This window comes from Streptomyces sp. NPDC056128 (assembly GCF_042263835.1).
Lineage (GTDB): Bacteria > Actinomycetota > Actinomycetes > Streptomycetales > Streptomycetaceae > Streptomyces.
The window spans coordinates 1-14,449 of record NZ_JBHJVQ010000021.1; the positions used below are offsets into that span (position 1 = coordinate 1).

General features: G+C 65.7%; 10 protein-coding genes and 1 pseudogene. 6 read left to right on the forward strand and 5 right to left on the reverse strand.

The window, feature by feature from the left end; genetic code table 11:
- Positions 1–59 precede the first annotated feature (59 nt).
- Positions 60–1,166 carry an NACHT domain-containing protein gene (locus ACFC1X_RS28820; protein WP_376358785.1) on the reverse strand — a complete coding sequence of 369 codons (1,107 nt, stop codon included), beginning with the start codon at positions 1,164–1,166 and terminating at the stop codon, positions 60–62.
- A 1,488-nt stretch (positions 1,167–2,654) separates the two neighbouring features.
- Between ACFC1X_RS28820 and ACFC1X_RS28825 the strand changes: the two genes are divergently transcribed.
- Positions 2,655–6,653, forward strand: coding sequence for a hypothetical protein (locus ACFC1X_RS28825; protein WP_376358788.1), 3,999 nt, complete (start codon positions 2,655–2,657; stop codon positions 6,651–6,653).
- 277 nt (positions 6,654–6,930) lie between these two features.
- Here ACFC1X_RS28825 and ACFC1X_RS28830 read toward each other — a convergent pair whose 3' ends face one another.
- The 3 genes from ACFC1X_RS28830 to ACFC1X_RS28840 all read right to left on the reverse strand — a co-directional run bounded on the left by ACFC1X_RS28830 (position 6,931) and on the right by ACFC1X_RS28840 (position 9,427).
- Positions 6,931–7,947, reverse strand: coding sequence for a hypothetical protein (locus tag ACFC1X_RS28830; RefSeq protein ID WP_376358791.1), 1,017 nt, complete (start codon positions 7,945–7,947; stop codon positions 6,931–6,933).
- 177 nt (positions 7,948–8,124) lie between these two features.
- Complete coding sequence (locus ACFC1X_RS28835) at positions 8,125–8,526, reverse strand: hypothetical protein (protein WP_376358794.1); 402 nt, start codon at positions 8,524–8,526, stop codon at positions 8,125–8,127.
- Complete coding sequence (locus tag ACFC1X_RS28840; RefSeq protein ID WP_376358797.1) at positions 8,507–9,427, reverse strand: hypothetical protein; 921 nt, start codon at positions 9,425–9,427, stop codon at positions 8,507–8,509. The genes ACFC1X_RS28835 and ACFC1X_RS28840 overlap by 20 nt, the downstream gene beginning before the upstream one ends.
- A 418-nt stretch (positions 9,428–9,845) precedes the next feature.
- Here ACFC1X_RS28840 and ACFC1X_RS28845 point away from each other — a divergent pair, with 418 nt between their 5' ends.
- From ACFC1X_RS28845 to ACFC1X_RS28860, 4 genes and pseudogenes are all read left to right on the forward strand, one after another.
- Positions 9,846–10,037: a hypothetical protein gene (locus ACFC1X_RS28845; protein ID WP_376358800.1), complete on the forward strand. Its 192-nt coding sequence runs from the start codon at positions 9,846–9,848 to the stop codon at positions 10,035–10,037.
- A gap of 792 nt (positions 10,038–10,829) precedes the next feature.
- The gene (locus ACFC1X_RS28850; protein WP_376358803.1) at positions 10,830–11,066 is read left to right on the forward strand and encodes a hypothetical protein; all 237 of its coding nucleotides are present in this window, start codon (positions 10,830–10,832) and stop codon (positions 11,064–11,066) included.
- Between the two features lie 179 nt (positions 11,067–11,245).
- Positions 11,246–11,947: a hypothetical protein gene (locus ACFC1X_RS28855; RefSeq protein WP_376358806.1), complete on the forward strand. Its 702-nt coding sequence runs from the start codon at positions 11,246–11,248 to the stop codon at positions 11,945–11,947.
- A gap of 155 nt (positions 11,948–12,102) precedes the next feature.
- Positions 12,103–12,632, forward strand: a pseudogene (locus ACFC1X_RS28860) (GNAT family N-acetyltransferase); the annotation flags it as partial.
- Positions 12,633–13,009: 377 nt separating this feature from the next.
- Here the strand turns inward: ACFC1X_RS28860 and ACFC1X_RS28865 are convergent.
- A complete protein-coding gene (locus ACFC1X_RS28865) occupies positions 13,010–13,993 on the reverse strand; it encodes a zinc-binding dehydrogenase (protein ID WP_376358809.1) in 984 nt (327 codons plus the stop codon).
- A 61-nt stretch (positions 13,994–14,054) separates the two neighbouring features.
- On the opposite strand from ACFC1X_RS28865, the gene ACFC1X_RS28870 reads away from it, so the two are divergent.
- Positions 14,055–14,363 carry an ArsR/SmtB family transcription factor gene (locus ACFC1X_RS28870; protein ID WP_376358812.1) on the forward strand — a complete coding sequence of 103 codons (309 nt, stop codon included), beginning with the start codon at positions 14,055–14,057 and terminating at the stop codon, positions 14,361–14,363.
- Positions 14,364–14,449 lie beyond the last annotated feature (86 nt).

The following is a 14,449-nucleotide window of genomic DNA, read 5'->3' on the forward strand; positions in this document are numbered from 1 at the left end:
CGACACTCGGGCCCTCCGCCTGCACGGACTCAACTCACGGCACGGAAACAGGCCACCGACTACGTCGGCGGCCCGTCACGAAACTTCGAGGCTAGAGGCAGCTCTTCGCACTGCTGGGCAGCGAGGAACTCTTGGACGCTTCGGTGCATCCACTGCCTGCCCTCTCCATCGTCCGTGAGGAGAGCGCTGTCGAAAACAGCATCAAGCGCTTTGAGATCCTCCTCACTGTCATTCACCCTGTCCAGCGCCAGCAGCATGTCGCGCTGTAGGGGGCCGAAGCGGCGGACCACCTCTGGTCGCCCTGACAGCAAGCTGACCGCTGCCAGCCGTCGAGCTGCCTTGAGCCGTTTGTCCAGCGGCGGGTCACCCTGGCCGCGCTCCACCCGGCCTGCATTGAACTCGGTGACCAGACCCTGCACCCCCAGCGCGTAGATGTGATGACGTTCCGGCGGCATGCTTTGCCGCCGACGCGCGGCCAGCAAAAAGCGCAGGGTGATGGGAGCGGCTGCCATCAGCAGAACACCCGATGCTCTCAGAGAGGCGACAAATCCATCTGCATCGTCGAGTTCCGTCGCAGCTGCCTGCCGGATGTCGCGCTCCGTCAACGGAGCCAGAATCAGCTTGCCAGTCGCATTCTCATCAGGCCACCACTGGGCAAACGCCTTCGTGAGTGGCTCCTGCCAGACAGACCCTCTACTTGTGATCAGTACCCGGAGACGGCTCCTGTCGAGCCGACCCAGGGCATCTTTCAGCGCCGAGGCCAAGGAGGAGGCGGCGAACAATGGCTCGTCGAATCCGTCGAGGGCCAAGACCAGATCACCCGGTGATCCGTCAGACCGCCACCCGGCGTCCGCCTCCCGCACTCCATCACGCACCTCGCCGGGTGTATGGAAGTTCCGCAGCAAAAGATGCTCAACGTGCTCACCGGCATGCCGACGCCGATCAACCTCCGCCTCTAGTTCCGAGGACTTACCCATCCCCGGATCCCCCATCAGCACCAGGGCGCGGCACGCTGCATAATCCTTCAGCTGCCGAACATGCCGGTTGAGGAACCTCGTGTACTCGCCCTGCGGGTCCGGGAGCACACCACTGAACAGCGTGTTCTCCACCTTCTCCGGCCCCCACCAACGGATCCACTCAACACGGTCACCGGCGACAAAGCCCACCGAGCCCCCTCGACTCTGACTAATCCCGACCTGTGCATTCAAACGCACTGTGCCCAGAACAGGCCACCTATCTGCAGACTTTCGTATGGGCACCGTGGAGGCATCGGCTGTCTGGCAGACCAGTACGACAGAGTCACCTCCTAGCGACGATCCCCTGCCCGTCTCGATGACCCCGTGCGCCGTGGGGTTAGGGATGCACCACCAGGCAAAGCATTTGGCGCCGGCTGGCCTGGTGGCGCGACCGGCGGTACCACCAGAAGCAACCGCGATCCTGCGCGTGCCAGCTGCGCCGAGCTTTTCAGCCGCGAAAAATAACGAGGTTCGTCGTCGACCAGCCGCCCGGCGAGGAACTGTCCGCAGAGGCATCGGACCTGAGCCCGAATCTGAGCCAGCTGCCGGTCCTGCATGACGCACGGATGCACCTCACACCGCTTCAGGTAGACACGCTCGTGCGTACGGCTTGGCGTATGCATGGGTCGGCAGGAGCGGTCGTCGGCCACGTGGCTGAAGTGCTTGGCGGATTCCGGGTGACCGCGCAGGGCGGCGGCCACGATGGTTGCCGCTCTCCTCCACGAGACGAGCGGTCAGCTCGTCGTACGCGCTGGGGGCCGACGTGGATGCCATCGCTCTCGATCATCTGGCGGAGGCGGGGGTGGTCGAGCCCTTCGACATAGGTGACTCTTCGGTCAGGACTTCCCGGGTGCGTGAGCCGCTGGGTGCTCGTCACGAGTCACAAGACGATCTCGGCGAGTGTGACGACCAAGCCGTCCGGGTCAGCCCGCCCCCCCATACGCGCCGGCCGCAGCCGTCGAGGCGGCGTGGGCGCCGTGCAGTCCTCGCTGGCCGAGCAGGTCACCCTCGATGTCTCGTCCGGTCGGCGTGCAGGGTGAGTTTGCTGCCCCTGAACTTGGTTCGCGCTTGCTCGGCGAGGGGTTATGCCGTCGTCTGTCAGTGGGTGTTGGGAGAATGGAGGTGTGACAGATTCTGTGTTTGGCTTTCATGCACCTCGGGTGTGCAGGGTGCGGGGTGAGCAGCTTGCCGCTGAAGATCTGATTGTGCAGGCCGCCGATGCGTTCCGAGTGGACGATGAACGTGGTCGTGGATGCAGAGCATCTTCGTCAGGGGGCCTTGGCGCTTCCCGCTGTCGTCGCAGCGGCAGGGGCCATGGTCGTGCTGGGAGAGCCCGGAGCGGGTAAGACTTCCGTCCTGAAGCAGCTCACCAATGGATTGCCCCATGTCCTCGACACTTGGAGCCGAGACTCCGACGCGTGTCTTTGGGTGACAGGTGGGGATCTCACCGAGCACTCCTATCAGGAGGAGCTAGGGTCTCATCTTCTCTCCTTGCCTTCGGATGGAGACACTGCCGGAGGTGCCGGGGTGCTGACGGTAGTCCTGGATCAGGCCGACGAGAGTCCACTTTTGCCACGTCTGTCCAGGTCGCTGAGAAGGTCCCTGAGCGGCCGGGACACTAACAGGGTTCGGTTTCTGATGGCCTGCCGCACAGCCGACTATCGGGCGGCGCTGACGTCTGCGTTGGCCGAGGCTTTCGGTGCGTGCCGATGCGTCGATCTGGCGCCGTTGAGTCGCGCGGAGGCTGTGGCATTGGCTGACAGCGCCGGCGTCCCGGGAGAGGATCTGGTGGTGGCGGCCGAGTCGGCTGGCGCCGCGGTTCTTGCTGGAGTACCACTTACCTTGGAATTGCTGGTACTGACGTATCAGGCTGATGGCCAGCTGCACGGGCGGCCAGAAGAGTTGTTCGCTCGCGGAGTAGCGCGGCTTGTTGAAGACCCCGACCCTCGCCGACTTAAGAAACCGCTGATCACCACGGCTCATCAGCGCTTGACGGTGGCGGGACGCATCGCTGCGTGGATGCTGTTGTCCGGCCACCGGACGGTATGGCGTGGTGCCTCGTTTGAGGCCGGCACCTACGATCTGCAGGGCGACGTACTGGCGGGGGGAACGGAGCGGACCGACGCTGGACCGTTCGAGATTTCGCCCCAAGTGGTCGAAGAATGCTTGGCAACCGCCCTGTTCACAGCGCCGGATGACGACAGGGTGGCATTCCGCCATTCCTCCGTCGCGGCCTACCTCGCAGCCCGATACCTGACCAATCGAAAGATCACGCAACGGCAGCTGGAGAATCTCTTCCTGATCTGCGCACCAGACGGAGAGACGGCGACCATTCCAGCACCGCTGCGGGAGACAGCAGCTTGGCTGGTGGCCATGAACCCCTCTGGCGGCGACTGGCTGGCTAGCGCCGATCCCGAGAGCCTCGCGGTGCACAGTGCGCTCGTGCGTTCCGACGAGGTCCGTCGGCTCACGGTAAGCAGGCTGCTGGAACGTGCGGCGCAGATCGAACTGGGAGACACGAGATGGCAGCTCTCCCGCTGGGACCTGCGCCATCCCTCACTCGCTCACCAGCTCGCCGACAACTTGGAGCTTTCCCCTGCCGAAGGTGCGTCCAGCTGGGAGTCCACAGCGCGAATCCGCCTCGCGATCCAGCTGGCTCAGGAAGCTGGCACCAATCACCCCAGGTTGGCCGATGCCCTACTGAGGTTGGTGCAGAACGACACATGGCATCAAACGGAGCGTCGTTTGGCGGCGCGTGCCGCGTTCGCCTGCGACCCAGGCCGTGCCGTGCCAGTCTTCGCCGAGGTGCTCGCCACGCTGTCCGACCCGCCTGACGCCAAGCGGGTGGACCCCGACCATGAGCTCCGGGGCACTCTACTGAGCCTGCTGTGGCCGCACCATTTGGACGCAGCGACGATGCTCGGTGCCCTTCGGCCTCCATCTCCGGACCTGTACGGCAACTACGCCCACTTCCTGAGGACCATGCCAGGTGAGTGCAGGGACGAGGATCTGCCAAGTCTTCTGGCTTGGGCATCCGACGCAGTTTGCCGGCCGGACAGTGGATATGTCTTCTCACGCGATCGCTTTGAGATCTCACTGATCAATGGGGTGATCGACCGCGCGATGAAGATGCCGGAAACGACTCAGCACGCGGACACTTTGGCGAAGATCATTTTCAGTCTCCTCCAAAACCACCACAAGGTCCAGCTGCCGGATTGTCTGCAACCCGATGAGCACGGGGACGAGACGCAGGAGACTCGCTCACGACGCAGGCTTCTGACCCAAGCCCTTGTCAGAGAGGCTGTCCGAGCAAACTGCGACCCGCGCACAGCGGCCTACCAGATCGTGTACGACTGGGAACGACGCCCGTCGCTACGGCTCGACGCAGCCTCGGAGCCCGAGCCGGCAACGCGTCATCAGCTTGTCGATCGGGAGGACTTCCCCTGGGTCTTGGAGCAGACCGTCGAGGCGGCGGGGGACGGCGATGGCGCGGCCACCCAGGTGTATGGCGAGCTCGCCTCCTGGACGTTCCCTACGGACGATCCCCATGTGTTCGAACTGGCCTATGATGAAATGCACCCGGCCTGGCCATATCTGCGCTCCTTCTACGCTGCCATCCGTGTCGATAGTCCGCTAGCTCAGTCGTTGCGCCACAATTACAGCGCTCGCAGCGTGCATTGGCCGGAATCCGCAGCGTTCATGGCCCAGCAAACGCGGCTCCTCGCTGAAGCCAGGACGGGCGACAACGACAGCCTGTGGCAGTTCCTGTGGGGTCTGCGCTTTGACCCGCAGACGGGGGATTTTGCACAGAACGCACTGGGCGCCCTCTCAAAGTGGCCAGCCGCCGTAGCTCTCGGTGACGATCTGTCGGATTTGGCTGAGCTTGCTCGGCGCTACCTCACCACCGAGCATGACCGTGCGGATTCCTGGCTCCCGCACGCCCGTCGCAACAAGTGCTCCTGGGCGGGATACGCCCTCCTTACAGAGCTGCACAGAATGAACCCCCTGCTCGAATTTCCTGCAGGGGTCTGGAGCTCGTGGGCAGCCGCGATTCTCACCGAGTACACGGGCATGTCGACGAGCTACATGGAACCCGTGCGGGTGAACTTGCTTCGCTTGGCAGCCCGTCACGCACCTGAGTCGGTTGCCCTGCGCGTTAGCCAGGTTGCCCGAGCAGCGCTCACGGCAGGCCGACAGCCCATCGAGCTCAATGCGATTGATCCGCGCTGGGCTCCTGAACTCCGTACGTGCTTGGAAGACCTCGCCATTGAACTTTCCACCTGTCTCGGACTCGGGTCCGAGGCGGCCGAAAGAACCCTGGCTGGCTCCCCAGGAAACACAGACCACCTGACACGCTTGCCCAATAGTGATGAGGCGCGTGAGGCCACCCTGCGGACCTGGCACAGCGCCCTGGCCGCTCTGCTCACCACCGACAGCCGAGTCGTGCACGAGATCATTGATGCCACTATCGACGGACCGAGAGAAACCCCGCTTGCTGTACGAGCTGCCGTCCTCGCTGCCCATGCCCTATTGACAACGGATGCCGAGGCGCACTGGCCACGAGCCAAGGCTTTCGCGGCAACCGACCCCGAGCTCGGCCGCAAGTTGGCAGAAACATGTGCCAGGACAGAGGCGGAGCGCATCCAAGTCTCCCTCAGCGAGTCTCACGTTTCCGACTTGTATTCGTGGCTCAGTGGGTTGTACGACCCTGAGGAGGACGAGCCTCTTCGCGGGGTCGGCTGGGTCACGGATGAGCAACAAGTCCGCAGATGGAGAGACCGGCTACTAGCTGAGCTAAGCCGACGAGGCACCGCTGAGGCGATTCGTCAACTGCGCCAAATTGCGACTCTTTACCCCTCCCGGCTGGCCATTGCCGCGGCACTCGTCGAGGCGACCAAGCAACATGTCGTTGCGAGTTGGAGCCAGGTGCGTACAGAAGACGTAGTGCGGCTCCTGCAGGATCCAGCGCTGCGCATCATTCGCTCCAGCACAGATCTCTTGGATGTGGTGCACGAGGTCCTTGAGGATGTGGGCCGGGCGCTTCCCTCGCACTGCGAGTTGCTCTGGGACCGTACACCGGGCAAGAGGCCCCGAAGGCTGTCCGTAGAAAACCCACCCATCCCGGACGTTTGGCGTCCCAAGCCCGAAGCGGCTCTCTGCGCTTACCTCGCACACGAGCTGCTAATTCGGCTGGCTGGCCGCCGTGTCGCGGTCAACCGGGAGGTGCTGATCCACCCCACCGATCCATACGGCGCGGGCGACCGCACTGACCTCCTCGTCGAGGCGATGCCCTCACCGGGTGACGACCCCAACATCACTACGAGCGGGTCAGTCAAACTGGTTATTGAGGTCAAGGGCTCCTGGAACGACGAAGTTCCGACGTCTCAAGCGGAACAGCTGGCAGGCCGATATCTGCCGGAAGCGGGAACGGATGTAGGCATCTACATCGTCGGCTGGTATCCGATCGAACTTTGGGATGCGACGGGTGACAACCGTAAGACCCAGGCGAAGAGGCTCCAGCTGGACACACTCCTCGACCATCTGCTGGACCAAGCGGCGACCCTCTCGCAAGCGGGTGGAGTTCACGTTCGCCCCATGGTGATCAACATTCCGCGGCCGGACAAACAGAAGGTGTAAGGGACAGAGCTGACTGAGGCGCTTACGCAACGGCATGCCAAGGTGGTCTGAGTTGCCTGAGGCGCAACAACTGGTCAACTCAGGAGAGCATAGCTCTGGGCCGTAGACACGTTGGGCGCCCCGATAGCCTGGGTTTGCCTCAACGGAGTTTGGTGGAGTCGATGGTGAGCAACTTAGACAACTGTGGATTATGCCTATGCCGGAAAGCGGGTCCCTCCTCACAGTCCGACCTCGCCCATGAGAGGGCCGAAATGCCGCTGTGCTGTCCTGTCGTTGGTCAGAGGCAGCCGGGGAATCGAGGTACAGGCAGCGGGTTCGGGAGCGGGTGGCACGTCCAGCCGGTGTCGTGGTCCCAGTGCAGGACGTGGGTCTCGTCCAGCAGGCAGCCGACCCAGAGGCCGGTGATGCCGGCCGGTACTTTCGGAGACGGTGGGGGCAGCAGGCCCGGGGCGGCGAGGCGGTGCCATGCCGAGGAACGCATCCAGGTGAGCCAGAAGAACACCTCGCGGCGCGGTCGGTCGGAAGCCGCGTTGAGCTTCAGGGCCAGGTCTTCGTGCAGCCCGAACTCGACTTCCAGCAAGTCCACCAGTTCCGTTCCGCCGTCGGCGTCAGCGATGGGCGCCGGGCTCGCCGGGAGCGCGGTCCGCCAGGTCAGGGATCGTGCGAGGGTAATCCGTTCGCTCACGTCCCGGCGGGCCAGTTCGGCGAGTTCAGCATCGGTGTGGCGACCGGGGAAAAGGGCTCGCGTCGTCTCGGCCGACTGCCGTTCGTCCTCGGCCCGGCGCTTCTCCAGTGAAGCTAGGAAGCCCGGATCGAACGACCACAGCACCGGGCCCATCCGGAGTGGTCCCGGGAGCGGAGAGGGCGGTGAGGGCTTTCCCTGGCGGCGGTTCTTCTCGGCCTTCCCGGCCCAGTGGTCCGGGTTGAAAGCCAGCATCTGGTCGGACCCCGTCAGCAGGCCGGCGCTGATGTAGCCGGTAGTTGCGTCGCTGGGCACGGAACAGCCGAAGGCCACCCCAGCACTGCGCAGGACGCCGTACGTGCACGCCTCCTCGTGGAACGGATGCTCGATACAGGCCGTGCCGGGGGTAAAGCGATGCACACCACGCGCTTCCAGCTCGGCCAGGGCCGGGCTGATGACGGTCAGGGCATCCCTGAAACGAGGGTTCCCCTTGCGACCCCCGTAGGTTGCCTTCGCCGTGCTCTCGAACACCACGTGCCAGCCCAGATTCAATTCGGGCACCGCACGCTCCTTGAGGTACGGCTCCCAGGAGCGCCGGTTCTGCTCAGCCACGCTGCTGGTCACCTGTGTGACCTCAACCGCCCGATCGCCGCCGCACATGAAGTCGAAGCGCCCGTTGAGGTCCGGGCGCACCTCATGAAATCACCGCACCGGGGGCACCGGTCATACGGTTCGACGGTCTCACCCGTGCAGTACCGCAGGACGCCTGCCGCCCTCAGCTCCACCGGATCACTTGCTCGGGCCATGAGCCTTGTCCGTCCCGGCAGGCGCGTCCCAAGGGAGTACCAGCTGTTCCAGCGGCAGACGGGACAAGGTCTTGAACAAGTCGTCCCGGCGGTACCCGAGCCCCGCGGCAAGCAGAATCCGCACGTGCTGATCCAGTTCCTCGATCATGGTCGAGGGCAGGCCGACGGCCTCCGGGATGACCCACGCATCCCGCAGGAGCAGCGCCAGATCGGTATCGCCAACCGGCAGATGGACATGCAGCTCCCAAGAAGGGACGGTCCGCAGAGCGCCCCGTACCGCCCGGCTCCGCCGCGCGAGCAAGCGCCGACCGACCACTTGGAGAGCGCGCAGCACCGCCATTTCGGCCATGGCCGCCGCCACGGTCTCACGAGGGCTCTGGTTCATGATTCCCCTGCTGGATCTCGGAGGCGTGCCGCGGCTGGAGGAACGGGATCAGCGGGGCCGGCATCACGGCGGGGGATCCGAGCAGCTCCCACTGGCAGTCCGGCACTTTGCCGTCGAGGTCCCGCAACGACCGCTGGATCATCAACAGGATCAGGGTGTCCGACGCCCGGTCCGTGGGGGACCAATGGCGGTCTCCCACCTGGGCCATCAGCACCAGCCCTGACACGAAGACCCTGCCCATCAGCCAGGCGAGGGCTGCGTCGCCCAGCTCGCCGGCCTCGAGCTCCGCCTCGACCTGTGCGCACAGGTCCAGCGCCCACTCGCGGGTCGCCCCGCTCACCTCCCAGGCGTCCCGCAGGTCCTCCAGGGTGGCCGTCTCCGCCAGACCCAGCAGGGTGCCGCGGACGTCACCCTCGGGAACGGTGCTCATCCCGCCGTCCGGGAGGAACACCTCCTGGGCGGCATCAGGGACGTCATCGACCGTGTACTCGGCGAGCGACGCCCCCGGGTTTCCCCACCCCGTCGGCTGCACGGCCCGCAGCACGTCACCGATGCCCTGCGGCGTGACGGCGGCACCTCCACGCAGCACCGTGGTCACCGCGGCAGCCGTGACCTCCCCGCCGGACAGGCTCGGAGGTTCCGGGTTCGCGTCCAGGTCGGCCAGCTCGGGAGGGGGCCACGCCACCCCCCGCTCACGCATGTACCGGGCGATGCCCTCATCGATCCGACGCACCCGCGCGGGAACGAGCCTCACCCGCCGCCCCGAGACGACCACCTCGTCGGCGACGCGCTCCGCCCACTCCTCCCCGTCCTCCCCCTCTTCCGGACCTTCCTCGCCGAGCCCGGCGCCCAGGCATCGGACCGCCTTGCCGAAGGCGTCCCGCACGGTCTCCTCTGGCACCGGGTGCCCTTCGTCGAACAGAGCCAGCGCCAGGTGAGAGGGCCGAGCCCCCCTCCGCGCCAGCCGGGCGAGCGCCACGACCAGACCGAATGCCTCGTCGTCCGGAACCGACGCGCTCCCGCGACCTCGGCCCAGCGCCCGCTTCGTGTGTTCCGGCAACAGCCCCGCCCGCCGCCACGATGCAAGCTGCTTCGCCGACACTACGCAACCGTGCCGACGCGCGTGCTCGACGAGCTGCTGATCAGCGGAGACCGGACCACCAGGAGAAGACATGCCGCGAACCTACCCAGTTCCGTTGGAAGAGGACGCGCCTTCAGGAAATAGAGACCCCCCACCTTTACCCGGGCCGGGCGCACCGGGCCTGGTGACCTGGGGGAACCGCCGGAGCGCACGGCCCGGCAGCACATCAGGAGGAACCGTGCTTACCGCACTGACCGCACTGCTCCCGACCATCGGGCCCCTGCTCTGGGCCCTGATCGCCGTCCTGTACATCCGGATCACCGTCTACGTCGTCATCGTCGGCGTCGCCCTGCTGCACCCCTGCCGCTCTCGCCGGAGGGAAGCCCGCCAGATCCTCGACTGCCACGTCTCCGTCCCCAGGCGCCTGTGACCCTCCTGGAGATGTGACCGCGGGATGGCGGCAAAGGCCGCCCTGGCTCCACGGAGCGGTCGCTGACCGGCCATAGCCGGTCAGCGGTTGCCAACAATGGGGCGCAAGGGGAGCGCGGACGCCGTGGACGGTGCAGCACGGCCCGACACCCACCGGACCGCCAGTTCTGCTCTGATCAGGCAAAACGGCATCGGGCAGCGCGAGGCAGCGCGGCCCGTCACAATTTCTGACGTGCTCGCAATGGGTAGGTCTCGGGTGGGGGTTGAGCCGTTAGTCCCACTCATGGGCGACCGACGACTGCTCCGCGCAACCCCTGTGCCCCGTTGAGGAGCAAATCATCCAGGAGGTTGAGGTGTCTGAACGACGTGATGCGATGCCAGCTTGAGTGTAGGCGCGGACCAGTATCTCGCCGATGTGGTGCGGGTCCGCTACCGCACGGGTGGAGAGGTCCCCGGAATCAGCGGCGTGCTCTTCGATGAAGCTACGGGACGCATTGCTGGATCAGGTCGTCGACTCGGTCCGATGCCTGTTCCAGAGTGATCAACGGTTGAGGGAGGGCATGGCTGAAGGCAGGTGAAGGCTTGAGATGGGTGAGTATCACCTCGCGAGGTGATGACCACGGCTGGGCAGGCGTGCGTTGCCATCCGGATAGGCTGGGGGTGTCTTAACGGAGTTTGGTGGACACCAACAGGGACAACCCCGACCGCCGGGTCCGGCTGAGCTTCCTGGGCTGAGCGGGATCGTCCTGGGTGTGGCCGCCGGTTCTCCGTACCGTGGGGAAGTGTGCGCGGTGTGGACCTGAACATGATCGAACGGCAGCGCGAGGACGTGCTGACCGTCGCCGCGTCTGTCGGGGGCCACATCATCGGCTGGGCCGACGACTGGGAAGTCTCGGGGGCCACCAACCCGATGACCCGGCCCAAACTGGGCCCCTGGCTTCGCGATGAGAGGGGCCCGTACGACGGGTTGGTGGCTGCGGCGGGACAGGGTTGGGCTGAGGGCTCGCCAGTTGCGGCGCAAACAGCGTAGTTGCAGGCCTGGCGGTCACCGCAGGTAGCGGCGTGCGACGTGAGCGAGATTGGGACCTACCCACTTGCGGATCGGCAGGCCGGTGATGGTCAGACCCCGTCCCCGAAGAGCCACACCCATCAACAGGTAGACGACATAGCGCAGTTGCTTCGGGATGACGTGCCCGACATGCTGACAGCATGTCGGATCAAGCTGCTCTCTACGGACTGATTGGTGCGATCGCTGGTGCGACCTTGGGCGGGGGAGCGGCTGTGATCGGACCACTAGTCCTTCATCGTCGGCAAGCTAGCGAGCGGGCAGCGCAGGCTGTCCGAATCGAGCAACGTGAGCGGGAGCTGGCGGAGCGTGAGGAGGAGTGGCGGCAGCGCCAGTTTCAGCAAGAAGTCAATCGCGAGCGCAAAGCTGATCACGAAGCGCTGGTCCGAAGGCTGATCAATGTCAGAGCATCGACGCGGAATTATTCGGAGTTCCTGACGAAGATCCATCGGACACTCAGCGAAGGCGGCCAGGTTGGCCTCGAAGACTTTGAAGCCGAGCTCGCCGCCGTTCACACATCAATGAACTCGGCCTTCGACGAGGTGCTCCTGGATGGAATCTGGTTTGCTCACGCAGGAGCTGCCAGCTTTCTCAACCCGCGAGGCTCCATGCTGGCCGCTACGGGAGGTGCTGGCACACCGCAAGCCCAAAGGATCGACGCCACCGCCCTGGGCCACAGCCTGATCTCCGCCATCGATTCGATCAAATCGAGCATCAAGGGAGGCCGCCCGATACCTGAGGATTCACGCCGGGAGACGGAGCGGGCGCTTGAGGACGTTACGGCCGCGCGCGATGAACTGGTTGTGTACCTCAAGGGGAGAATTGACGCGCAGTGGGTGGAGTGATGCCCCGATGACCCACAACCGCCCGGGAGTGGTCCGCCCAGGATCCGCCAAGCATCTGCCTGGAAGTTCATCTGCTGTCTGGCGGTGCCGGGCGCCATGAGTCCACCGACGGCTTTCCGGCCTACGATCTTGCTCACGGCTGACGCCGCCCAGCGTGGCGGGAGTCCGACCTCGGACCGTGGGCGGCTATGAACGCTGATCCTGAAGTCCGAGAACACCTGGGGAACTGCTGACGCGGGAGCAATGCGATGCCGCCGTGGCACTCATGCAGGCCGAGTTTAGCGAGCGAGGTTTTGGGTGGTGGGCGCTCGAAGCACGGGAGACTGGTCAGTTCATCGGCCGTGCCGACTTGGACGAGGTGGGCGAGGACATGCCGTTCGCGGGGGTGGATATCGGTTGGCGGTTGATGCGTTCGGCGTGGGGCCATGGTTACGCCGCTGAGGCCGGCCTGGGCTGCCTGGCTTTCGGCTTCGAGGTCCTCGGGCTGCCGGAAGTGGTGGCGTCGACGACCGTCCACAACCTGCGTTCCCAGGCAGTGATGCGCCGGATCGGCATGACCCGGGATCCGGCCGACGACTTCGAGGATCCGAGCGTGTCCGAGGGACCCCCTCACCGCTGTGTGCTGTACCGGATCTCCCGCGGAGATGCTCATGGCCTACACCACGCGGCGGGGCACGGCACATGACGGCGTTCGTGGGCCGCGCTGCTCCCAGATGCCGCCGTCGGGGGCGTTCTTCGTGGGCCTCGGCGGTGGGCCCTTCGACAGGAGGGGTTTCCTCAGGGGGTACGCGCCGTTCCGCCATGCTCCAGCCTATTCCCGGGGTACCTGCAGAGAGCTACGACTGCGACCAGCTGCGCGTTCTCGAAGCAAGCCTCCGGCGCCAATGCGGAATGCGCCGGCACCGCTGTGCACTTGCATGCATGACTACAGGGTGAACCTGGACAGGGCTTGGGTACTCGCGCCGCGTGGAGTACGACGGCGAAGGGACCACGGCTTCCGGCGGCCCGGGGCACGCTCTCCGCGGCCGTCGGTGCGATCGCAGCGCCAACCACCTCGCACACTTACTGGCGCACAGCGACGGCGATTTTGCCACGTGGGCGTCTGCGGCCCTCGCCGGCAGAGCCGCCCTCCAACAGTGTGTGCGCCTGTGCGACGTCGGCCAGCGGTAGCACGGCGCCAATCACCGGCCGGAGTTTGCCCTGGTCGACCAGCCGGCCGAGTGCCGTGAGCTTCGTCCGGCCGGGGCTGACGAAGAGGAAGTGGTAGGTCGCGTTCACGCCCCACGCGGCGAGCAGATTCTGAGGTTCGGGGATGTCCACGATGGACACCACGCGGCCTCGGTCGGCGAGGACCTCCGGGCTGCGGGCGAGGGTGTCCCCACCCACGGTGTCCAGCACGACGTCCACCCCACCCAGCGCGCGGACCTGCGGCACGTAGTCACCGGCCGAGAAGTCGATCACGGTGTCGGCTCCCAGTCCGGTGACGAACTCGTGATCCCTTGCCCGCGCGGTGGTTACCACCTCGGCTCCCAGCGCGCTGGCGACCTGGATCGCGGCCGAGCCGACCCCGCCCGCTCCGCCGTGCACCAAGACCCGTTCCCCGACCCGCACCCCGGCGCGTTCGACCAGCGCCTCCCACACCGTGACGCCTACGAGCGCGAGACCGGCGGCCTCGACGTGCGACAACCGTGCGGGCTTGCGGGCGACCAGGGCCTGGTCGACCACGTGGAACTCGGCGTAGGTTCCCTGCCCGGCGAACATCGGTGCCAGGTACCAGACCTCGTCGCCCGGCTGGAAGTCGCCTGCCCCAGGGCCGCTCTCGACCACCACGCCGGACACGTCGTTGCCGATCACCGCGGGCAGCGCTACCTGTTCACGGTAGTCACCGCGCCGGGTCTGCAGGTCGAGAGGGTTCACGGACGTGGCCTCCACGCGCACCAGCAACTGGCCGGGTCCGGGAGTGGGTCTTGGCAGCTCTCGGGTGGCGAACGCGGTGTCCGCGTCACCGAAGCGGACGAGTTCCATCACACGCATCAAAGTCGGCATGCGATGACATTAGATCGTAATATCGCGAATCGTCAATATGTGCGTGCGTTACGATCATCGCATGTTCTCGGAGGCGGAGTTGCTGGCTGTGTTCCGGGCCCTGTCCAACCCGGCCCGCCGCCAGATGCTGGTGTGGCTCAAGGAGCCGATGAGTTTTCCCGGCCAGAAGCCCGAAGACGTCGAGATCGGTGTCTGCGTGACCGACATCCAGCGGCGTACGGGTCTGGGGCAGTCAACCACCTCGCAGTACCTCGCGATGCTGCGGCAAGCAGGGCTGGTGGTCGCCACCCGGCGGGGCAAGTGGACCTACTACCGTCGCGACGAGGCAAACATCGCCCGCCTCCTGGAGACCCTGAGCGACGTCTTCTAGATCCAATCACCCAAGCTGGGACAGCGCTCGAGCTCGCCGCAACCACAGTGGTCTAGGGCGCGGCGGCAGACGAGGTGACGCGGTCC